23 protein-coding genes and 1 tRNA gene are annotated in these 22,107 nt (G+C 34.7%); 3 read left to right on the plus strand and 21 right to left on the minus strand.

Translation table 11 applies throughout. The annotated features are described in order from the left end of the window. Positions 1-46 precede the first annotated feature (46 nt). The 6 genes from ACPLVF_RS02450 to ACPLVF_RS02475 form a co-directional block, all read right to left on the minus strand. A complete protein-coding gene (locus ACPLVF_RS02450) occupies positions 47-721 on the minus strand; it encodes an energy-coupling factor ABC transporter ATP-binding protein (protein ID WP_424906242.1) in 675 nt (224 codons plus the stop codon). 3 nt (positions 722-724) lie between these two features. Next, positions 725-1,417: an ABC transporter permease gene (locus ACPLVF_RS02455; RefSeq protein WP_424906243.1), complete on the minus strand. Its 693-nt coding sequence runs from the start codon at positions 1,415-1,417 to the stop codon at positions 725-727. 199 nt (positions 1,418-1,616) lie between these two features. Then, the gene (locus tag ACPLVF_RS02460; protein ID WP_424906244.1) at positions 1,617-2,138 is read right to left on the minus strand and encodes a ferredoxin domain-containing protein; all 522 of its coding nucleotides are present in this window, start codon (positions 2,136-2,138) and stop codon (positions 1,617-1,619) included. A gap of 93 nt (positions 2,139-2,231) precedes the next feature. Continuing rightward, the gene (locus ACPLVF_RS02465; RefSeq protein ID WP_424906245.1) at positions 2,232-3,473 is read right to left on the minus strand and encodes a ribonuclease H-like domain-containing protein; all 1,242 of its coding nucleotides are present in this window, start codon (positions 3,471-3,473) and stop codon (positions 2,232-2,234) included. Then, positions 3,470-5,725, minus strand: a complete 2,256-nt coding sequence (locus ACPLVF_RS02470; protein WP_424906246.1) for a DEAD/DEAH box helicase — start codon at positions 5,723-5,725, stop codon at positions 3,470-3,472. The genes ACPLVF_RS02465 and ACPLVF_RS02470 overlap by 4 nt, the downstream gene beginning before the upstream one ends. Positions 5,726-5,824: 99 nt before the next feature. Beyond that, complete coding sequence (locus ACPLVF_RS02475; RefSeq protein ID WP_424906247.1) at positions 5,825-6,022, minus strand: FmdB family zinc ribbon protein; 198 nt, start codon at positions 6,020-6,022, stop codon at positions 5,825-5,827. A gap of 187 nt (positions 6,023-6,209) precedes the next feature. Between ACPLVF_RS02475 and ACPLVF_RS02480 the strand changes: the two genes are divergently transcribed. Continuing rightward, a complete protein-coding gene (locus ACPLVF_RS02480) occupies positions 6,210-6,395 on the plus strand; it encodes a hypothetical protein (protein ID WP_424906248.1) in 186 nt (61 codons plus the stop codon). 33 nt (positions 6,396-6,428) lie between these two features. Next, positions 6,429-6,617, plus strand: coding sequence for a hypothetical protein (locus tag ACPLVF_RS02485; protein WP_424906249.1), 189 nt, complete (start codon positions 6,429-6,431; stop codon positions 6,615-6,617). On the opposite strand, the gene ACPLVF_RS02490 is transcribed toward ACPLVF_RS02485, so the two are convergent. From ACPLVF_RS02490 to ACPLVF_RS02515, 6 genes are all read right to left on the minus strand, one after another. Further along, positions 6,614-7,792 carry a SpoIIE family protein phosphatase gene (locus ACPLVF_RS02490; protein WP_424906250.1) on the minus strand — a complete coding sequence of 393 codons (1,179 nt, stop codon included), beginning with the start codon at positions 7,790-7,792 and terminating at the stop codon, positions 6,614-6,616. The two genes, ACPLVF_RS02485 and ACPLVF_RS02490, sit on opposite strands and share 4 nt — an antisense overlap. Continuing rightward, complete coding sequence (locus ACPLVF_RS02495; protein WP_424906251.1) at positions 7,785-9,506, minus strand: [Fe-Fe] hydrogenase large subunit C-terminal domain-containing protein; 1,722 nt, start codon at positions 9,504-9,506, stop codon at positions 7,785-7,787. The genes ACPLVF_RS02490 and ACPLVF_RS02495 overlap by 8 nt, the downstream gene beginning before the upstream one ends. Positions 9,507-9,509: 3 nt before the next feature. Next, positions 9,510-9,752, minus strand: a complete 243-nt coding sequence (locus ACPLVF_RS02500) for a (2Fe-2S) ferredoxin domain-containing protein (RefSeq protein WP_424906252.1) — start codon at positions 9,750-9,752, stop codon at positions 9,510-9,512. A gap of 123 nt (positions 9,753-9,875) precedes the next feature. Next, complete coding sequence (locus ACPLVF_RS02505) at positions 9,876-10,112, minus strand: hypothetical protein (protein ID WP_424906253.1); 237 nt, start codon at positions 10,110-10,112, stop codon at positions 9,876-9,878. Positions 10,113-10,116: 4 nt separating this feature from the next. After that, on the minus strand, positions 10,117-10,809 hold the full coding sequence (locus tag ACPLVF_RS02510) for a DUF421 domain-containing protein (protein ID WP_424906254.1): 693 nt from the start codon (positions 10,807-10,809) through the stop codon (positions 10,117-10,119). A 2-nt stretch (positions 10,810-10,811) separates the two neighbouring features. Beyond that, a complete protein-coding gene (locus ACPLVF_RS02515; RefSeq protein WP_424906255.1) occupies positions 10,812-11,189 on the minus strand; it encodes a hypothetical protein in 378 nt (125 codons plus the stop codon). Positions 11,190-11,355: 166 nt separating this feature from the next. Between ACPLVF_RS02515 and ACPLVF_RS02520 the strand changes: the two genes are divergently transcribed. Continuing rightward, entirely contained in the window at positions 11,356-12,582 is a 1,227-nt protein-coding gene (locus tag ACPLVF_RS02520; RefSeq protein WP_424906256.1) for a D-alanyl-D-alanine carboxypeptidase family protein, read from the plus strand. A 59-nt stretch (positions 12,583-12,641) separates the two neighbouring features. Here the strand turns inward: ACPLVF_RS02520 and ACPLVF_RS02525 are convergent, their stop codons facing one another. The 9 genes from ACPLVF_RS02525 to ACPLVF_RS02565 form a co-directional block, all read right to left on the minus strand. Next, positions 12,642-13,607, minus strand: coding sequence for a ubiquitin-like domain-containing protein (locus tag ACPLVF_RS02525; protein ID WP_424906257.1), 966 nt, complete (start codon positions 13,605-13,607; stop codon positions 12,642-12,644). 218 nt (positions 13,608-13,825) lie between these two features. After that, positions 13,826-15,163: an L-lysine 6-transaminase gene (lat, locus tag ACPLVF_RS02530; protein WP_424906258.1), complete on the minus strand. Its 1,338-nt coding sequence runs from the start codon at positions 15,161-15,163 to the stop codon at positions 13,826-13,828. Between the two features lie 187 nt (positions 15,164-15,350). Then, positions 15,351-15,445, minus strand: a tRNA-Sec gene (locus ACPLVF_RS02535). 41 nt (positions 15,446-15,486) lie between these two features. Beyond that, positions 15,487-17,409, minus strand: a complete 1,923-nt coding sequence (gene selB / locus ACPLVF_RS02540; RefSeq protein ID WP_424906259.1) for a selenocysteine-specific translation elongation factor — start codon at positions 17,407-17,409, stop codon at positions 15,487-15,489. Continuing rightward, a complete protein-coding gene (selA, locus tag ACPLVF_RS02545) occupies positions 17,397-18,815 on the minus strand; it encodes an L-seryl-tRNA(Sec) selenium transferase (RefSeq protein WP_424906260.1) in 1,419 nt (472 codons plus the stop codon). The genes selB and selA overlap by 13 nt, the downstream gene beginning before the upstream one ends. Positions 18,816-18,833: 18 nt before the next feature. Continuing rightward, positions 18,834-19,415: a helix-hairpin-helix domain-containing protein gene (locus ACPLVF_RS02550; protein ID WP_424906261.1), complete on the minus strand. Its 582-nt coding sequence runs from the start codon at positions 19,413-19,415 to the stop codon at positions 18,834-18,836. Next, positions 19,412-20,335 carry a SufB/SufD family protein gene (locus tag ACPLVF_RS02555; RefSeq protein ID WP_424906262.1) on the minus strand — a complete coding sequence of 308 codons (924 nt, stop codon included), beginning with the start codon at positions 20,333-20,335 and terminating at the stop codon, positions 19,412-19,414. Before ACPLVF_RS02555 ends, ACPLVF_RS02550 begins: the two co-directional genes overlap by 4 nt. Beyond that, a complete protein-coding gene (locus ACPLVF_RS02560) occupies positions 20,310-21,062 on the minus strand; it encodes an ABC transporter ATP-binding protein (protein ID WP_424906263.1) in 753 nt (250 codons plus the stop codon). Before ACPLVF_RS02560 ends, ACPLVF_RS02555 begins: the two co-directional genes overlap by 26 nt. 83 nt (positions 21,063-21,145) lie before the next feature. Next, on the minus strand, positions 21,146-22,051 hold the full coding sequence (locus tag ACPLVF_RS02565; RefSeq protein WP_424906264.1) for a LysR substrate-binding domain-containing protein: 906 nt from the start codon (positions 22,049-22,051) through the stop codon (positions 21,146-21,148). Positions 22,052-22,107: the final 56 nt, after the last annotated feature.

Consider the following 22,107-nt stretch of genomic DNA (forward strand, 5'->3'; position numbering starts at 1 on the left):
CATTTTTTCTGCTTTTTCCTCCTTTTTGACCTAAAAATATTTTACACTATCTAATAATTTCATAAATTTTGCCTTCCTTTATTATTCTTCCTTCGTTTAAAACTATACCTTTATCAGCCAATAATGATATTTCATCCATATCATGACTTACAAAAAAAGTTGTAGTAGCTGTTCCCTTTAGGATTTCTGAAAGTTCATTCAACAAACTTTTTTTATTGTAACTATCTAAGTTTGTAAAGGGTTCATCTAAAAAAATTATTTCCGGTTCTAAAGCAAAGGCTCTTGCTAAACTTACCCTTTTTGCTTCCCCTCCTGAAAGTACTTTTGCCCACTTTTTTTCAAGATGTAAAATATTAAACTTCTCCATCCAGTATTTTGCTTTTTTTTCTGCTACATTTGGATTTATTCCTCTTATTTTCAAACCCAGAATGATATTTTCCTTTACCGTGGCATCTAATAACAGTGCCTCCTGGAAGACCACAGACATTTTCCTTCGTATGTTTATAATATTCTTTGGCCTCACTTTTTCTCCATTAAAAAATATTTCTCCTTTTTGTGGAGCCTGCAAAAGGGCTAATATTCTAATAAGTGTGCTTTTCCCTGCTCCATTTGGACCTATGCAGGCAAAAACGCTGCCTTTTGGGATTTTTATTTCATCAATATCCAAAATAACTTTATCCTTAGATTTTACCAAAAGGTCATATCCCTCAATAACAAACATTTTCTAATACCTCCGCTGCTGAATAAGGGTGAGCCAGAAAGTAGCCAGGTAGGATAAAACCATCAATATAATGCTAAGGGCAAGGGCTGTATCAAAGTTGCCTTTACTTGTCTCCAAAACTATTGCTGTGGTCAAAACGCGGGTGTAGCCTTCAATGTTACCTCCAACCATCATGGAAGCACCCACTTCTGAAATTGCACCTCCAAATCCTGCCATAACTGCAGCCATAAGAGAATAGCGGGCTTCTCTAACCATCAAATACATTAATTGAAGTGGAGTCGCTCCGAGCGACATTATCTGCCATTTTAATTTTTTATCCAATTGCTGAAAAGCAGCTGTTGTGAGGGATAAAACTATAGGAGTTGCAATTACTGTTTGAGCAATAATAATAGCAGTTGGGGTATAAATTAATTTTAATATCCCCAAGGGGCCGCTTCGCCAAAGCAACAGGCTTACCCATAAGCCCACTACCGTAGGCGGAAGGCTCATACCTAAATTTACCAAACTAATTACCACTTTTTTCCCGGGAAAATCCTTAAGGGCTAAAAACATTGATATGGGAAAAGCAATAATTACGCTGATAATTGTTGCAGTAATGGAAACTTTAAGGGAAAAAAAAGCTATAGAGTAAACTTCCCTATCAAAGGAAAAAAGCATTATTAAGCCTTTCTTTAAACCCTCCAAGATTGTACTCATACTTAATCCCTCGACTTATCATAAATCAAGCTTTTTCTCATCTTTACCTGCATCAGGTGTAAATAGAGACTCTCCGTATTTATTACAGTCGTTATGTATATTAAAGCATAATGGAGCAAAAAATTAAATATACTTTTTTAAAAAAGCAGTAAAGATTTTTTATAGAAAATTATCTTAATGTTATTTTCTATTTTTCTATTTATTTTCTATCAAAGTATATATTTTTTCCGGTTGCCGAAAGAGGAATACCCACAACAACTTCGCCTTCAATCAATCCCATTTTTCTTGCCAACACTCCTATTCTGTACATTATTCTATTGTCTACATTCAAAATGCTCGCAGTCTTTACCGCAGAGCCCATAGCAATGCCTAAATCCATGAGCCTCCAAGCACATATTGGGCCTTTAAATTCCGGGCCTTCAGCAGCAGGAGGAAGTTTTGAACATTCAGGGTATCCGCACGCTCCACAATTCAGCCCAAGGGGCTTTGCATCTTTTAAAGATATTAAAAGAACTACGTCCGAATCTTCTACATTCTTTCCGTCCCTATCAAAATTTGCTTTTCCAGTTGTTTTCCCATACTCCTTCATTTCCTCAGCCAATTTTTTGATATCTTCACCTTCGATAATCTTGATTTCTACAAAATCTTTTCCCGCAGCCTTTGGAGCCGTTCTAGCAGAAACAGACATCAGCTGAGCCGCCATTAAAAGGGCCTCTTTCATAAAATTATACCTCCTCTTTTGTATTTTTTAAGTTTTTTAAAGTTCCTTTGTTTTATTATAAATATAATAATTTTCATTCATTTAAAAATAACTTTATAGTAAATAAATTTGTCCGATAGCTTTGGATTTTTTACCCTTTAACCTCTCAAGCCTTTTCTTAAAATCAAAGATCTTATTATCATCAATATGAAGTAATCTTTTTTTTATCATTAAAATTGAAAGGGCTTTTTCGGCAGCCTTTACAGCTTCTTCATAATTTTTTTCTTTGTGCTCAAAATATTTTGCAAGTTCCTCTAATGCAAATACAGGGTCAATATTTTTATTTACCATTTCCATCCAAAGGTCTACAGCTTTATCCCACATATTTAATTTTTTATAAAGAAGGGAAAGTCTCACGTAAGCCTCTTTTTTTACACTCTCTGTTTCAAGGGCTTTTTTATAGCATTCAATGCTTTTTTCGAAATCTCCTCTATCCTCATATAACTTTCCTATACAGATATAATCTTCATCCCTGCAAATATGAGAATACAAAGGATTTTTCACTACATCAAAAACAGCATAAAGTAGATTTACCATTGAAAGAATGTCTTTCTGATTGTGATAAAAAATGGGCAATAAACCGTCAATTTCTCCAGTCCTTAAATAATTAAAATACACCGAAGGAATCAAAAAACCGGGAATGTCATTTTCTCTCTCCATATACAAAAGTTGTTTTTCTAAATTACTCAACGCTACACTTTTTAACCTTTTTTTAAATATTTTCCTACAAGCTGTCAGCAAATCTAAATTATGTATTTCTTTTAAAGGAGAATCTAATTTATTAATGACATATCTTGTATTTAAAAGGGGAATGTCATAGACTTTGCCGTTAAATGTTATAAGAAATTCAAACTCGGACAATACATTGTTAAGCCTTACCAGTATTGATGCTTCCTCTGAATAATCGGGCATAAAAAACTGCAGTATTTTAAAGCAGTTTTTTTCAAAAAAACCTACTCCTATTAAAAAAGCATAGGTCCCTGACCCTCCTGCAAGTCCGGTGGTTTCTGTGTCCAAAAAAGCCGTTCTTAAAATATCCATGCCTTTATGTTTATTGTTGAATATTGCATCCAGCTCATCAAAGGGGATTTCTAATATTTTAGAAAGCTTTAACCCTGAATGTTCATATTGTTTCCCATAAACAACAGTTTTTTCAATATGCTCACCATATTGTGTTTTGACAACTTCCCCTTTTATTTTTTCTAAAAGCCAATAATATTTTTTACCCTTTTCATCCTTTTCTATTTTGCCCTTCGAACTTCCGACAAAAGCTTTCAATTTTTCGGTTAAGTTCAATCCCCAAGCACCCCCTGGATAATCTCAAGGGCACTTTCCTTTGCATAGTATCCTACATCTTCAACAGGACCCACGCAGGAAGGACAACCTTCATCACAGGTACATTCTAAAATAGCCTGTCTTGCTGCTTTAAGCAAAGTCTTATCAATATCGTAAAGTTTTTCTGCAAAACCGACTCCTCCAGGATAATTATCAAATATATAAATTGTAGGCTGCTTTGAAAAAGGTGATTTTATTTCAACAACCCCCCTGATGTCTTTGGGATCGCACATTAAATACAAAGGCGCAAGGTTTACCAATACATTGCAGAGTCCCAATAAACCCTGCTGTATTTTTTCCGGATCCAATTCTTTATCCTCAAAAGTGAAAAAGAACGCTGTTGTATGCATTTCTTCTGGAGGTAATTTTATAGGACCTGCACCCACATTTTCATGAGTAAAAAGTTTTATCTTCTTAAACATAGTTGCAAGTGTTGTCACGAGAACTTCTCCAAAGTATTTTTTCGATATTGAATTAATAAAATCCTGCTTTAAGACATCAAGTACCTTAATATTTATTGATACGCTAGCATCTGTATAATAATCTACATCCACCTTCCGGACGTAGGCTTTTTTTTCTTCGTAATCCAATTTTTCCACCTGATACTGTTGACCATCATGTATATAAATAGCTTCCTCATGAATAAGCATGGGGGCGCTTGCCCTATCCACTTCCCCTATAACCCGCGGTGTTGTTGTAATATCTATAACTACAAAGTTTTCCATGCTGGCACTGCGCAGGCTCACCTCTTCGGCCGGGAAAGCCTCAGACATCCAGTGCCAACGGCCACCTACATGCCTTAATATACCTTCCCCTTCTAAAAATTTAAGGAACTCTTGTGTAGGGGCATTTCCGAACTTCTCTCCATCTTCAAAGGGAAGCTCAAAAGCAGCGCATTTTATATGACTCACCAAAATATAAAGGTTATCTGGATTTATAAGCCCCGATTCGGGAGGGGATTCAAAAAAATAATCTGGATGATTAATTATATACTGGTCTAATGGATTGCTTGAAGCTATTAGTATTGAACAGGAATTGGAGTTTCTCCTCCCTGCCCTTCCCATTTGCTGCCATGTACTTGCAACCGTACCTGGATATCCCGTAATTAAGCTCACATCCAAGCTTCCTATGTCAATGCCAAGTTCTAAAGCATTAGTACTTACTACCCCTTTTATTTCTCCATCCCTCAACCCCTTTTCAATTTCCCTTCTTTCCTTTGGGAGGTATCCACCCCTATAACCTTTTATAGAGGATTTAAAAAGGGGATTTTCATTTAACCCTTCCCTTATATACGTTAAAATAAGTTCAACCGCAAGCCGGCTTTTTGCAAAAATTATTGTTTTAATATCTTTTCTTAGAAATTCTAAAGCTAAATTTTTAGCCTCCAGTATGCTGCTTTTCCTAATACCAAGCTGCCTGTTTACTATGGGAGGGTTGTAAAATATGATATTTTTTTCACCCGAGGGCGCCCCGTTTTCATCAATAACTTTAACCTTTTCTTCAATCAACTTTTCTGCTAATTCCCCGGGATTTGCTATTGTAGCGGAGCACAGGATAAATTGAGGATTTGAACCGTAAAACCGGCATATTCTTTTTAACCTTCTTATAACATTTGCTGTATGGCTTCCAAATACACCCCTATATGTATGAAGTTCATCAATCACCACATACTTTAAATTTGAAAAAAGCTTTATCCATTTTGTGTGATGGGGGAGAATGCCCGTATGAAGCATGTCAGGATTTGTCACTACTATATGGCCATCCCTTCTAATTAGTACCCTTGCATCTTGAGGTGTATCCCCGTCATAGGTATAAGTTTTTATATTCTCCCCAATCCCTTCGATCAGTTCTAAAAGCTCCGAAACCTGGTCTTGAGAAAGGGCTTTTGTAGGGAAAAGGAATAGGGCTCTTGAATTAGCATCCCTTAAAACTTCATTTAAAACAGGAATATTGTAGCATAAAGTTTTTCCTGAAGCTGTGGGAGTGACAACCACTACATTGTTGCCTTTCATTACTTCGTCAATTGCCTTTCTTTGATGAGAATAAAGGCTTTTAATACCCTTATCTAAAAGAACATTGACAAGTCTTTTATCAATACAATCTGGAAAAGGAACATATTCCCCTTTTCTGCTGGGAATTACCTTCCAGCAGGTCACATTTTTTATAAAGGAGTCCTTCTTTTTCAGGTTTTCAAGTATCTCAGAAAGTTCCATAAGAATCCCTTTCTTTTACTGTTTTTTTTAATTTTAGCAGATAATAAAAATGCCTACAATAAAAAAATATAACCCCTTACAGGGGTTTTAACAGGATGCTCAGCCAAATTTTCTCACGGGTGCTGATGAAGCAGTAGTGCTTGAAGATCCGCCGGATGTACCAAACAAGGAAAAAGCTTTTTTTGTATTTTTACTTTTACATTTTGGACATTCAATTGGTAAATCGGCTTCATTTGCCTTCCTCAATTCTTCAAATTTATTTCCGCAGTCCTTGCAAATATATTCGTATAAAGGCATAAAAACGCCTCCCTTCTTTTTGGCTAATTTTTTTGATTCTACAGTTCTCATTGTTTTTAATTATATTATATCTATTTTTCGCTGTAAATATTTTTTTCATGACTTTTTTCTTCCAAGAAATGCATAAATATATTTTTATAAAATCCAAAAAATATAAATGAAAATTTATACGAAGGAGGAACATAAAATGGTAAGCAGGCAGCAGCTTGAAAGCGTCGGCAAAAATTGTCCTGGTTATGCTCCTATTGAGACAATGACAAACTTGGAAGAAAACGAAGAAAATGTAAGGTGTGACACTTGTATCCATTGGGTTAATGGAAGGTGTAACATTGATCTTTTTGATGAGGTTTTAGAAAACCTTGACCAATCGTGATAATGATTTTGATATTAATGGGAGGACCAAAAAATGTCTTTAAAGAAAAAACTATTTGCAACGAGAAAAACCTTTGCAAATACCGAAATCGGCTCAAATATATATAAGCCTGCAGGCAGGCCAAATCCAAGAGAAGTAAGCTCTCAAAAAAAACAGTATAAAAAATATCCTCCCGGTTTTAGGAAGGATGCAAAAATTAAAATGGAAGATAAACAAAACTAAAAATTTTTAACATCTACGAATTTACCCATTTTTTTTAAAATATTTATTATACTACCGATAACGTTTTGTTTAATTGAAAGGTTTTTGGGGAAATCTGGGTTTTGATGGGCTGGATTTACAGCACTTCCTATAATAAAAGTTATATCTGTTGCCTCATAAAGCATAAGTGCAAGACGCATAGCAGCGTCCATTTTTTTATGATGTATCAACTCTTTCAGTTGAATTTTTCCTTCAGCAATATTATTTAATTTTTCAAGGGTTTTAGCTAAGGTGAGTACTCCCTCAGTGACAAGATCGATACCATCAATATGGGCTGCGGGTGGAACCTGCGGGTCAATAAATTCGGTGGATGTCACTAACTGTTTATTTAGGATCTTTGCAACAATTTGAGCAGTAGTCCCCCCGCAAACCACCTTTTTCCCTTTGTTTTCCATAAAACACTTTACTGCTTTCAAATCATCTTCAGGGTTTGCAGGTGGACCTGCAATTACGGTCAATCGGTTGGGAGCAACAACTTTTATTGCTGCGCAAGTTGCATCATCACCTGCCTTATCTAAATAAAAATTGTTGGTGATGGTTATCAGCAATTTAACTATCTCTGCAGGTTTTGTTTCATTTTTTATAACTTTTTCTAAATAATCAGCAATATTTTCCCATTGCCAGCCCAAATTTAGGATGCCACCAATACCTGCGTGTACTATACCATCACTTACGACAACTAATAAATCCTCTTCTTTTAATTCTAAAAAAGACTCCTTTAAAATTTTTCCCTCAATTTCAAGAAAATTAACCGGAATTTTTTGCACCCTTCCTTCCCGCAAAAAAAATACGGGAGGATTATCGTATTCAATGATTGAACATTTCCCATTAGAGGATATTTCTATAATTGTAAAGGTTGAATAAGCAATTTTTCTAACCTTACATACCGGTAGTGTAGCTATAATGGTTTTTACCGTTTCTTCAACAGAAGCCCCTTCTTTAAGCATAGTGGCAGCAATCTTTGTTGTAAGTGTTGCTAAAATATTTGCTTTTACACCACTTCCTAAACCATCCGCCATAACAAAAATTGTCTTTTCCGGTGTTTTAATTACTTCTACCTTATCTCCGCAAAGTTCTTCACCGTATTTGTTTATGCTTTCAAAATAAATTTCTGTACGAAACAGGATATTATTCATCGGGAAGTTCTCCCTTTAAAATATTTTTAATTTTATTCAAAAGCATTTTGGTTTCAGCAGTAGTTTCTCCAAGAACACTTGCAATTTCCTGAGCCACCCTCATTTGTTTCTCTATAACTTGCTGTGTTGTCTCTAAGGTTTTCTTCTTTATTTCAATATTTCTTATCCTGTCTTCCTCCTGTTTTGTAATATCGGATATAATACCTATAATCAAGTCATGATCATTTAAAAAGTAAATGCTCTGCAGGGTTGTCAAGCCATAATCCGGCAATTTTACCTTTTTTGCAATTATATTTTCTTTAAAATTGGCAACAAAGCGAAAATCACTGTCATCAAAAAGATAATTCAAAGGCATGCCGATAATTTCCTCTTTAGATTTATTAAACATTTTTTCTGCAGCAGGATTGAATTCCTGGATTTCCATCTTTTTATTTACCGCTATTATGGCATTAGGGGTAGAATCTATAATCAATCCAGAAATGGACTCTGCCCTTGCCCTCATATAAGGCATGCACATATATATTTCTGCCATTCCATTATACACTGCAATTGCTTTTTCTCTGCAGGAATCATACCCACAGGCACCGCAGTTAAGTTCGTCCTTTTTACTGTATTTCCCTATTTTCTTCAATATATTTCTGATTTCTTCTTCAGTGGGCATCTTCTTTATTATCTTAATCGCTTCAAACTTTTTGGAAAATTCTCCAATATGAAGCTCTTCACTGCTTTCTCTAAAATCATAATTATTTTTTATTTTTGCTGCAAAATCCTTAATTTTCTCCAATTTGATAAATTTATCCTTATTCTTGTCTCCTGTAGCCGGACCATTGCTGCATCCGCCCTTACAAGCATTTGCTTCGATATATAAATCCTTTAAATAGCCTTTCTTTATTTCCTCAAAAATTTCTATTAATTCATTTACTCCGTCTACAGAGATTTCTTTTCTCCACCTCTCTTTTAGATAAGGTGCAAAGGTTTTAATCGTTTCACCCGGCACAGGATAGAGAGCCGCTTCATCTTTTATGGAAATAATTTGTTTCTCTTGTTCCTTCTTTTCCTCCTCAGAAACCATTCCTTTACCTTCAAACAATTTTTTTATTTCTTCAAAGGTTACAACCGCATCAATTACCCCTTGGAATTCTTGGGCTTCCATCTTTTTTGCAAGGCAAGGCCCAATGAAAATTACTTTTGAATAGCCTTTAACCTTTTTCAAGTATTTTCCATGGGCGATCATAGGTGAGACCACCGGGATAAGAAAGGGCACCAATTCTGGGTAATATTTTTGAATCAAATAATTGGATGCAGGACAAGCAGATGAAATTATAATGCTTCTTTGCCTATCATTATAATAATTAGCATAACTCTTTGCTATTAAAATTGCACCGTAAGAAGTAGGGAAGATGTTTTTAAATCCGAATTCCTTCAAAGTTTGGATGAAATCTTCAGGGCTTATGTCATTAAAAACTCCAGCAAAAGAAGGTGCAAGACTTACCGCTACCTTTTCCTCTTTTAATATCTCATGAACCTTTTCTATGTCGCTTTTTACAGTTTTAGCGTTTTGAGGACAATTAATAAGACAGGTTCCGCAGGTTATGCACCTTTCAAAAACAATTTCCGCCTGCCCATCCCTAACCTTTATGGCCTTTACCGGACAGTTTCTTACACATTTATAACAATTTTTGCAGTTAGCGCGGGCAAAATTTATAACCTCCAAAATCTACTCCTCCAAGAAATGTTTTTTAAAAAAGTCATAGGCACCTTCACGGGTAACTGAAAAAGGATCACCATTATCTATTTTCACCGATACAGGACGCGTACAATTTCCGCAGCAAAATTCAGCACTAAGCTCTATCTCGTCTTCAAGCTTGTTTTCTTTTATCATTTTCTCGAATATTTTTATTATATCATAAGCACCCTTTAAATGACATGAGCTTCCAACACAAACACTTAATTTTCGCATAAAAACACTCCTTTATAAAAAATACAAGAACACATTATAATTATAAGTTATAATATATGTTTTGTCAATTTTTTAACAATATCAATAAAATTATTTCCAAAATTATGAAATAAAAAATAATAATCAGCTTGGTAGGTCTTTTTTATAGGTAAGACCTATCTCGCTTCCCACATTTCCCAGTTTTTTTCTCACTTTCTTAACCGTTGCCAAATCATATCCGATCATTTCAGAAATCTCCTCATCGCTTAAACCCAAAGCAACCGCATCGAGAAAAAGGTATAGGTCTACTCCATATTCTCTTTTGATCTCATCCGCACTTACATTTAGCTTCCCAAAAAATCCATCGTTTCTTTTCTTCATAAACCTATCTCCTTTCAGAGCTTAATTCAAAAGTAATTTTCCCATTTTCGTCAATCCAAACCTTCTCAAGCTCATCCAATCTATTAATACCTCTTTTCTTAAGTTCTGAAAAAAGCTGCTCTATCCCTACATTTGCCATATCCAAGCTGTTTTTAACAACCTCACCATTGCTCACCACAACAGTCCTAAAAATGCCTTCAGTTGCAGAAAGCCCAAGATCCTTTGGTGTTACGGGTTGTTTATCTTTTTTCAATATAATGCTGAGTTTTCCATTGGGTTCAATTGTTGCCTCTTCCACATCGTTAATATTTGAAATATTTTGTTCCCTTAAAAGTATCATAAGGTCTGCCATAGTTATCCTTTCTTTTTTTAGATTCCTTATAATAACTTCTCCATCTCTAACGAGCACCGTTGATGTTCCCTGAAGGATGTTTTCAAAAACCCTGTTTTTTGAAATAACAATGGAAATAAGATAATTTAGCAATGACATAACTACCACGGGCACTATACCGTAGTTTAGGTGTATTTTTTTATCTTCCAGCGGTATTGCTATAGCTGAACCCATTATTATTATCACTATTAAATCAAAAGGGGAGAGCTGTGCAATTGTCCTTTTACCCATAAACCTGACAATTAAAAGGCTTACAAAAAATAATACGGTGGATCTTAACGAAAGAATTAAAAATGTTTTAAGCAAACCTATTCCTCCCTAAGCTTTTTTTCAATTTCTTCTAATTTCTTGTATAATTTTTCTATGTTTAATACCAATATCAATTCTTCTTCTACAAAGTTCATCAATTCGGCAGATTTTAACATACTTTTATGGGTTTCTTCAAACAATAAAATTATTATTTGAATGAACTTATACTTAATAGCTTTAATTAGCTCATCCTTTTGTTTTTTATTACCCTGACCATTACTTATGTATGAAAGGAAAAACACAATTTCATCTAACAATTTCTGTAATTTTATGTAAATGGAAGATTTAACAAGAGATTCCTGTAATTGAGAATTTAAATCGCTTTCCAGTGTTTTAATACATTCTTCAAGTTTTTGAATATCTTTTTGCAAATTCAATATTTTCCCCGCATAAAAAAATCTGTTATCCAGAAAAATCCCTCCTGTCTTTTATTTATTTTATTTTTTTCTTTATTTTTTATACAAACTAAACTCCTTGGAACATATCTCATTTTTTGTTATACTAAAATTGCACGTCCCAAATGATTTTAAAAAGAGGTGCCACATGAAAGGGAAAATATGGTCATTCCTTATTATTTTTACGTTCTTTTTAAATAACTTTTCTTTTGCTCAAAATAATAAACCAAATATTGTAGGGACTGCCGGTATTCTTATTGAAGCTAAAACGGGAAAAGTGCTATATGAAAAAAATGCCCACCTCTGCCTTGAACCTGCAAGTACAACAAAAATAATGACCGCAATTATTGCCTTAGAAAAAGGTAATTTAAACGATAAAGTTGCAACAAGCGAAAGAGCATTTAAATCCGATGGTTCGAGGATATACTTAGAAGTAGGTGAAACCCTTACATTAGAACAAATGCTATACGCATTAATGCTTAACTCCGCAAATGATGCTGCCGTTGCCATTGCTGAACACATTTCCGGTAGTGTTGAAGACTTCGTAAAACTTATGAATGAAAAAGCTAAAGAAATAGGTGCAAAAAATACAAATTTTGTTAACCCAAGCGGCCTTCCCGATAAAAACCACTACACAACTGCATACGACCTTGCAATGATTGCACGTTATGCTTTGAACAATCCCACTTTTAGCAAAATAGTTAAAACAAAAACTTTGAATATACCATGGCAGGGAAAAGAATACGACAGAACTTTAATAAACCATAATAAATTATTATGGCGTTATGAGGGTGCCGATGGCGTGAAAACAGGATATACCCTTTCTGCAGGGCAGACAATAGTTGCCTCGGCAACTCGGAACGGAATGCAGCTCATTGCGGTTGTTTTAAAGTCCCAAGGTAAGAATATCTACACTGATGCCATTTCCTTGTTGGATTACGGTTTCAATAATTTCGAACGAAAGGATATAATCAAAAAGGGAGAAGAAATTGGTATAATAAACGTAAAATATGGAAATCCAGTAACTCTCATAGCCTCCCAAGATTTTAGCTTCATAGTAGAAAAAAATAATAATGAGCCAATAACCTTCAAAAAAGATATCCCTAAAATAATTAAAGCCCCTTTGAAAAAAGGGGCTGTAGTTGGAAAACTGAATTTCTATCAGGGAGAAAAATTAATAGGTAGCATAGACTTAGTATCCAAAGATGAGGTAAAAAGAAAAATTTCCACTTATCTTTGGTTTAAAGTATTAATTCTTTTACTTATTGTTTACATCCCGTTTAGGATAAGGGTAGGAATAAATAGGTATAAAAGGTATAAAAGAAAAATAAAATATTTAAGTCAATTTTCCAGAGATAACGATTTTCATTATTAAAATAAATCCGCCGGTAGATTTTAAAAACCGGAGGATTTTAATAATCAAAATTTATTTATCTATTCTTTTAGCAAATATACTGTAACCCATCTCCTGCCAAACCTTTGGGCAATCGCTTCACTTTCTACAAAAATATCTATCCTCTCTCCTTTGATAGCCCCTCCCGTATCCTCTGCTCTTGCAAATCCATATCCTTCAATATAAAGTTTACTTCCCAAAGGAATTACATCAGGGTCTACTGCAACAACTCCTACTCGAGGTTTTGTACCCATCCTTGTTAAATTTCCAGTATAGGTATAAGCAGTAGCCAACATCCTATACTTAGCTGTGTAGGCAAACTCAACTCCTCCACGGGATGCAACCATTAAGCCTCCTCTTACGATTATTTGCGGCTTTGCAGGCTTAATTACGACCTTCTTTGTATTTTTTTCTACTACCTTCCCATTTTCATACACTATTGTAGTAATAACTTTTTCTTCTCCGTCCTCACCTTTTTGAATAATATTTTGTTTTCCAAAATGCAAGTTATAATCTATTCTTGTTACAGTCTTAAAAGGTATTTTCCTTACTTCTTCAACTACCCTTTCATTAACCCTTGTTATTTTAATTTCCGTTGGGTTTTTAATTATCTCATTTCTTTGGGGAGATACTTTGTCTTTTTCATGTAATGGTATATTGGCATTTTTTATAATATTTTCTACACTATCCGCTAAAGTGTTTACTACAACCTCCTTGCCTCCATCAATTATCTTAACCGGAAAGGCTCTAAAGATAGTTATTCTATCGTTTTCCTTAATTTTTTTAGAGAGTGAAGGTTCTACTTTATCATACTTAGACAAAGTTATTTTTTGTTCTTTTAAAAGTTCTTCCACAGTATTAGAAAAGGTTTTCACTTTGAACTCTTCATTTCCATCAACTATAGTCACCGATTTTTCCAAATAAGAATAGCCCAAAGCCGCGGATAATATTATTAAAAAAGCAACTATCAAGGAGGCAAAGGTTTTATTTAATAGATCAAACTTCAATTACATTCCTCCTTATTTATAGAATATAAATAAAAATAAGTGCAAAATGCGGCATCAAAGGGCCTGGATGTTATATATTCTACATAAATTTTAAAATTCCTTCTTTTTCTTTTATTTTTTTTTATAAAAGACCCTTAAAATTATACTTATGCTATTATATTATGCCACAAAATTAAAAACATATACAAGTAAAAAATGGGGCATTTTCCAGCCCCATTTTATTTGTTTTCCTCTCTCATTCTTATTAAAACCTTTTTCATGCGTTTGTAACCTTCCGTCAAATCTTCTTCCGTAACCGTAAGTATCGGCCTGAACCTTACCCCTACTACCCCTGTCGGCAAAACAAGAAGTTTTTCTTCAAAGCAGTATTTCAAAAACTTACCCCGTAATTCCTGATTCGGAAAATCAAAAGCCGCCATTAACCCTTTATATCTTACATTGCTTACCAATTCGGGAAATTCATCTTCTAATGCGTGTAAATACTTATGTAAAACCTTTGATACCTCGTTTACATGTTCTAATACATTGTCCTCTTTTATAATTTCAAGTATCCTTGTTGAGCGAACCATATCTACTATATTCCCGCCCCATGTGGAGTTTATACGGCTGCTTTCCACAAAGCAGTTTTTCTCTACCTCATCTACTCTCCTCGTAGATAATATACCGCATACCTGTGATTTTTTCCCGAAAGCAAATACATCCGGCTCTACCCCATAATGCTGAAATGCCCACATCTTCCCGGTTATGCCCATACCGCACTGCACTTCATCAAAAATAAGCATTATCTCGTTTTCATCACATATCTCCCTCAATGCCTTCAAAAACTCGGGCCTGAAGTGGTTATCTCCTCCCTCTCCCTGTATCGTCTCTATTATTATCGCACATATATCATTAGGGTTATCTCTTATAGCTTTTTTAATTTGGCTTATTGCTTCTTCTTCCGCCCTTTTCACTTCGTCCAAATGCTTCTCCAATGGCCACTTTATCTTGGGATTTGTTATCCTCGGCCAATCGTTGAATTTCGTAAAATACATATTCTTTCTCGGGTCTGCAATATTAGTAAGGGAAAGGGTATAACCTGACCTTCCGTGAAAAGCCTCCTTAAAGTGTATAACCTTTGTTCCCTTTTGAGCACTCTCAGTATAACCTCTTTCTAAATTTTTCCTCACCTTCCAGTCCATCGCAACCTTTAGTGCATTCTCTACTGCTAAAGTTCCGTAATCTATTAAGAAAAGGTGCACATAATTTTCCGGTGCAGCAACTTCCATAAAAGTTTTTACAAACTGTGCCATTTCAACAGTGTATATATCCGAATTAGCTACCTTGTTAACCGCAGCCCTGAATACTCTTTCCTTAAATTCCTCATTGGCAAGTTTGGGGTGGTTTAATCCCAATGGTGAAGATGCAAAAAAGGTGTAAAAATCAAGGTAGTCGGTGCCATCTCTTGCATCTACAATATGACTGCCATAGGACTTTTCCAAATCAATTACTATGGGAAAACCATCTACCAAAATATACTTTTCAAGGGTAGGTATCACTTCATGAGGTGACAGCATTATTAATACCTCCTTTTCCTTTTTTATAAAATTAATTGTTTATATATTTCTTATTAAATTAATTATTGCAATTTTTATGCCATTTATTAAATACTGATTTTATCGGAAAATAAAATAAAAAATGCCCATAATTAAGCGTATTTTGCTTAATAATGGGCATTTTCTTCTTAATATATTTAGCCATAATTGGCGGGAGTATGTGGGAATCGAACCCACCTCGGAGGTTTTGCCCCCGATGCTGGTTTTGAAGACCAGAAGGCCCACCAGGACCTATCTACTCCCGGACCTCATTATACCAGAAAAATTTTTAAATGTAAACTTCTTTATTCGTTTATCCTGCTGCCGGGAATCCTTACATCTTTAATCCTTCTTGTCACGTAAATACCATCAAAATATTCGAGTAAAGGTAAGGCATACTTTCTTGAAGTGGACAACATGTCTCTGAATTGAGCAACAGTGAGTTCTTTATTTTCTTTAAAATAATTTCTTAATATATCCTTTGCTTTTTCAACCCAACTTTTCTCCATATATATTTCCTCATTGATTTTTATAAGACTTCCCTCTAAAACAAGGTAACTTAATAAAGATTTTATCTTTCCTCCATCTATTTCAGTAATAAATTGGTTAATTTCTTCTACTAATGGTGGTGCCCATCCCTTTTCTTTATAGATTTTAAGTATTTTGTCTATCAATTCTTTTTCTTTATCAGTCAAAGTTATGGTGTATCCTTTTATTTTGATCCATTTCCCGCTGCTTTCAAAAATTCCATCCTGAAGCCACTTTAATAAAAATTGTTCAAAAATCTTGCCTTCCAAATTTAATCGGCTCTTCAATTCCTCTTTCGAAATCCCTTCACTAAAAGGCATTTTAGTATGATGGCTCTCAACAATTCCCTTCGCAACTTCTGTCAAAGTATTATAATAATCAATATCACAAATTATATCCTCACTACCTGCTTTTATAAAAATAACTTTATTTTCTCTAATAAGAGAATCTGCAGCAATTTTTATTTGACTTAAACTTTTCCCTATATAGGGAATCAATTCCTCAATCGAAACATAGGGTTTCCCAAAAAGAGCCAAGTAACCTAAAATAAATTCTTTTATACCACCCCTTAAAATATTTTCCAAGTAGTTTAATGCTACTGGTATTTTTTCTTTCTTTACCCTGTTGGGATTAACGAAAATTACCCTGCCACCACCAATTGTATATACTGGAGAATACCTTCTTATTACAAAATAATCTCCGAAAATAATCGGAACATCTTCCTCAAAATGTATTAAGGCATAAGCATCTTCTCCTGGCAAAAGTTCTTCCCTATCAAGTAAGTTTATTCTTCCTAAATATTCACCAGTGCCTGCATGAAACCTTATTCGCTCCCTATTTTTCAAAGGTTTTTCCGCATCCCTTAAAAGTTTAATTAAAATAATTGCTTTTTCTACCGCCTGCATGGCATTGGGTAAAGATATTACATCTCCCCGTTTAATATCCTCAGGTTTAACATCAGCAAGGTTAATTGCTGTGCGCTGTCCAGCCAAAGCTCTTTCCTTGCTTTCTCCGTGTACCTCTATAGACCTTACTTTACTTTTTATACCTTTTGGAAAAATCTCTACCACATCTCCAACCGAAACGCATCCACAAAGCAAACTACCTGTTACTATAGTTCCTATACCGGTTATAGTAAAAACCCTGTCTAATGGTAGTCTAAAGGGAGAATCCATATCCTTTTCAAACTCTTCTTGAGTCATTTCTTGTATCTTATCGATAAGTAAATCTAAACCCTCTTTTGTCGTTGAAGAAACAGCAATAATCGGAGCATCTTTTAAAAAGGTTGTTTTTACTTCTTCTTTCACTTCTTCTATTACCATCTCAAGCCATTCTTCATCAACCAAATCTTTTTTAGTGATAACAATTATGCCCTTTTTGATATTTAAAAGTTCCAAAATGTTGAGGTGTTCTTTAGTTTGAGGCATAATGCCTTCATCAGCTGCTATAACAAGAAGTACAAGGTCTATTCCACCTACACCCGCCAGCATATTTTTTACAAATTTTTCGTGCCCCGGAACATCCACAATACCAACTTTTTTCCCATTAGGCAAAGTAAAATAAGCAAAGCCCAAGTCTATTGTGATGCCTCTTTCTTTTTCTTCTTTTAGCCTATCGGTATCTATTCCCGTCAAAGCTTTGATCAATGTAGTTTTTCCATGATCAATATGTCCTGCAGTACCGATTATTATGTTTCCCATAGCACCTTCCTCACCATATCTACAGTATATTTTATGTCGTCCTCGCTCATTGTTCTCACATCAAGCAAAAACTGATCTCTTTTTATCCTACCGATAACAGGTATTTCCGCCAGCCTTAATTTTTGTGCAATTTTTTCCGGTCCTAAACCATCAATCTTTAAAGCAACCACCTTCGTAGGTAATTCTACACCAGGAAGCGACCCTCCCCCCACTTCAGAAAGGTCGTCTAAAACAATAGCTCTTCCCCTTTCATTTAAAATAGAGTTTAAACTGCTTGCTAACTTTTCCGCATCTTCTTTTAATGTTTCCATATCCTTAGATATCATTCTAATTACAGGAATTTTATCAAGGTTCCCTTCAAAATAAATTTTTAAAACAGCTTCCAAAGATGACAACGTCAGTTTATCGATTCTCAATGCCCTGTTTAAAGGATGCTTTTTAATTTTGTCAATGATTTCTTTTTTTCCTACAACAATTCCTGCTTGAGGGCCTCCTAACAATTTATCTCCGCTAAAGGTAACCACATCCACTCCTGCTTTTACAGAGTCCTGCACAGTCGGCTCATAGGGTATCCCATATTTCCGCAAATCTACTAAAACACCACTCCCGAGATCTTCCATTAAAGGTAGATTATACTTTTCCCCTAATTTTTTTAAGTCAACCCTATCAACGCTTGAAGTGAATCCAATTATTTTATAATTACTTGTATGAACCTTTAATAAGAGCGATGTGTTTTCATTAATAGCCCTTTCATAATCATAAAGGTGCGTTTTATTAGTAGTGCCAACTTCTACAAGCTTAGCTCCGCTTTGAAGCATTACCTCGGGGATTCGGAAACTACCTCCTATTTCTATCAATTCACCTCGAGACACTATAACTTCCTTTCCTCGAGAGAGCGCTGAAAGGCAAAGGAGGACAGCACCGGCATTATTGTTTACCACCATAGCATCCTCTGCACCGGTTAATTCTATCAACAGCTGTCTCACATGGGAATATCTCTCCCCTCTTTCACCTTCATCAAGTTCGTATTCTAAATTAGAATAACCGGAAGCTATTTTATAAATATTTTCTAAGGCTTCCTTAGGAAGGGGCGCCCTCCCCAAATTTGTATGAAGCACTACTCCGGTTGCGTTTACAACCTTTTTTAAACTGTAAGCTTTATTCACTTCTAATTTTTTTAATGTTATCCTCACAGCCTCTTTTATTAACTCGTCTTTATAAATGTTTTCTTTTAATTCCGCGTTTAAATTGGAGGATATTAAAAACTCCCTCAACTCATCAACAGCTTCACGAACAGATTTTAAGACAAGATTTTTCCCGAATATGGTAATTAAATTCTCAATTTCAGGGTGTATCAATAAATCTCCAATTTTTGGAAGTTTTTTTAAAATATCATTTATTTCCAAATTCATCCTCTCCTAAAACTATTCGGTTTTTATTAAACCTTTAAGGTCTTCAAATTTTTTATCACCGATACCTGCGACATTTTTTATATCATCTATTTTTTTAAAAGGACCGTGAGTATTCCTGTAATCAACAATTCTTTTTGCAAGGGAGGGTCCAATCCCGGGAAGCTTATCCAATTCAGTTTCATCAGCAGTATTTATATTGATTCTATTATCCTTGATTAATCTCTCTGTGCTCGTCTCTCCTTTAAAGGGAATATGAATTTTTTCCTCATCGGACAATTTCTTTGCAAGGTTTACGCTCTCTATATCAGCATCCTCAAGAAGTCCTCCGGCAAGCTCTACCAAATCCTTTATCCTATCCCCGTCCTTTAAATTATAAACACCGGGGTGTTTTACTGCACCGGTAATATAAACGTAAATCTTTTTTTCTTCTGCATTCTCTTTACTAAAATTTTCCACATCCTGAAGTTTAAAAGCTATTTCTTCTTGTGGTCGGAAATCTTTTACAAAAGAAAATGTTAAAATAAAAGACAAAATAAATATTATCAAAACCAAAACTTTTTCTCTTTTTGAGAAATTAAAATTATCTATTTTCATTTTAAAAAGCCCCTCAATATTACATCAACAGCCTCACTTTCAGAAAGGCCTAAGGTCATAAGCTTTAATAATTGATCCTGGGCTATCTTACCTATTGCAGCTTCATGGGTAAGCTCGGCATCTGGGTGCTCTGCCGATATTGCCGGTGAAGAACTTATCTTCCCGTTTTCCATTATTATTGAATCACATACAACATGACCCTTTGATTTAGCCTTCGCTATAATCTCAGGCTTAAAAATTTGCTTTGAATTTTCTTTGGCAACAGATCTCGAAATCACCTCAGCACTTGCACCATCACCTTCGAGAATAATATTCATTTTTGAAACCGCTTCTTGATAGCCATGGGTCAAAAGCCTTTCAGTAACAACGAGTTTTGCTCCCTTTTTTACGACAGCGTCTGTGATTCTTACCGTGCTATCCACTCCCTTAATCTGAGTTAACTCCATTTCTACAATAGAATCTTCCTCCATTATTAAGACCGTTTTGGGGTTTAAAACCCTTTCTCCTTTGCCTTCCCCGCTGCCGTAATGTTTTTCAATATACCTCATTTTCGCCCCTTTTTTTACTATTATTTCATGGATACCATCATGCTGCGATTTTTTAGAACCTGGATTGTGAATCCCACAGCCTGCGATTAATACTACATCAGAGTTTTCTCCTACTTCAATAGTATTGTAAACCACATCGGTAATACCCGATAATGTTAAAAGCACGGGAAAATGTACAGCTTCATTTTTGGTATTAGGTGCAATAATGATATTTATTCCCGATTTATCTGTTTTAGGTTCTATAATTATATTTTTTGTCGATTTTCTTTCAATGCCTTTTCCATCTTTTCTAATGTTAAAAGCCCCCGTAGGTATTTCATGAAGATCTGCTATGGTTTTTAATAGTTCACGATCTAAAGCATCTAGGCTCACCTTTTTCGCCCTCCTCACAGTTTTCCCAAGATTCGCAGCGGAATTTATATTTTAAAAGTTCCAGCATTCTGTCCCTTTCTCCCATTTCCTTTATCTCGCCATCAGACATTAGAATAATTTCATCTGCTATGGATAGCACCCTTTCATGGTGCGTGATTACAATTGTTATTATATTTTGGTTATGGTGGTTTTTGATCAACCGCAAAATACCCTCAAAACTCCACAAATCGACTCCCGCTTCAGGTTCATCGTAAATCACAACCTTTGAGGGTTTTAAAAGGACAGTAGCCAATTCTATCCTTTTTATTTCTCCTCCTGAAAGGCTCGAATCGCACTGTCTTCCCAAATATTCTTCTGGGCAAAGCCCGACAGCCTTTAATAACCTCTTAAAATCGCTTTCCTTTCCGTCCCGTGAGGCAACTTTCAGAATATCACTTACAGAAAGCCCCTTAAACCTTGCAGGATACTGGAAAGCATAGCTTATTCCCTTATTCGCCCTTTCGGTTATATTAAAAGGAGTAATATCTTCACCATCTAAAATTATAGCACCTTTGTTATTTTTATATATACCCATTATAGTCTTGGCAAGGGAAGTTTTTCCTCCTCCATTGGGACCAGTAATTGCGTAAAACTTACCTTTTTGCAAACTTAAATTTATATTTTTTAATATTTCAATATTTCCCGAACCATTCGGAATCTCAAGATAAAGAGATTTTATTTGAAGCAAAGCACAAAATCCCCCTTTTTATTAATTTTTATTCGATTTTTTAATATATTTTATCCTATTTTAAAAAAATAAACAAATAATTATCAACTAAGAACTATATCTTTAGTTCTTTCTCTTATTGTCTGAAGTAAAATTTTAGCAGGTAAAGAAAGTTTTTTATTTTTTAAATAGACAAGATTATAGGAATACTTCCATACCCTGTTTTCACAATTCAAGACCTTTAAGTTCCCTAATAGTACATCTTGTTTTACTGAAATATAAGGCATAATAGAAATCCCCAAGTTTGCTGAGACTGCATTTTTTATTGCATCAATGCTTCCAAGCATCAACGCAATATTTAAAGGAATTCTCAACTCTGTTCTGACTATTTCTTCAACAATTTCATATAGGTTCGAATGGGATTCGTGTGTAATAAAATCTTGATCAATCAACATGTTTTTGTCTACAAAATTTAACTGGGCAAGTTTATTGGTCGGTGAGCACACTAAAACCATAAAATCTTCAACAAGCTTTTCAATAACAATATTTTCTTTTTCAGGTATTTTACCACCAATCACAGCAAAATCCACGCGCCCAATTAACAGTTGATTTTGTATTTCATAAGTGTTCCCTATGTGAAGATTAATTTTTATTTCCGGATACTTTTCCTTGAATTCCCCTAAAATCTTTGGCAAAACATATATGCCAGGGGTGTTACTGGCTCCAATATTTATATGACCCAGCATTTTTTCTCTTAATTTTGGGATCTGTGCCTCCATTTCTTCAATTAATGAAAAGATTTTTTTTGTGTATTCATAGATAAATTGTCCATCCTTGCTGAGGTAAATATTCTTACCAGATTTTTCTATTAACTTCATACCTAACTCTTCTTCAAGCTTTTTAATTTGTTTTGAAATCGCAGGCTGGCTGATATGAAGTTCTTTTGATGTTTTAGTAAAACTCATATTCTGAGCTACCTTATGAAATAGCCATAATGGATAAAGTTCCATTTACATACCACCTTAATATAACTTCTAGTTATAAATTTAATATAATCTATATATTT

The organism is Thermovenabulum sp. (assembly GCF_049701175.1).
In the GTDB taxonomy this organism is placed as follows: Bacteria; Bacillota; Thermosediminibacteria; order Thermosediminibacterales; family Thermosediminibacteraceae; genus Thermovenabulum.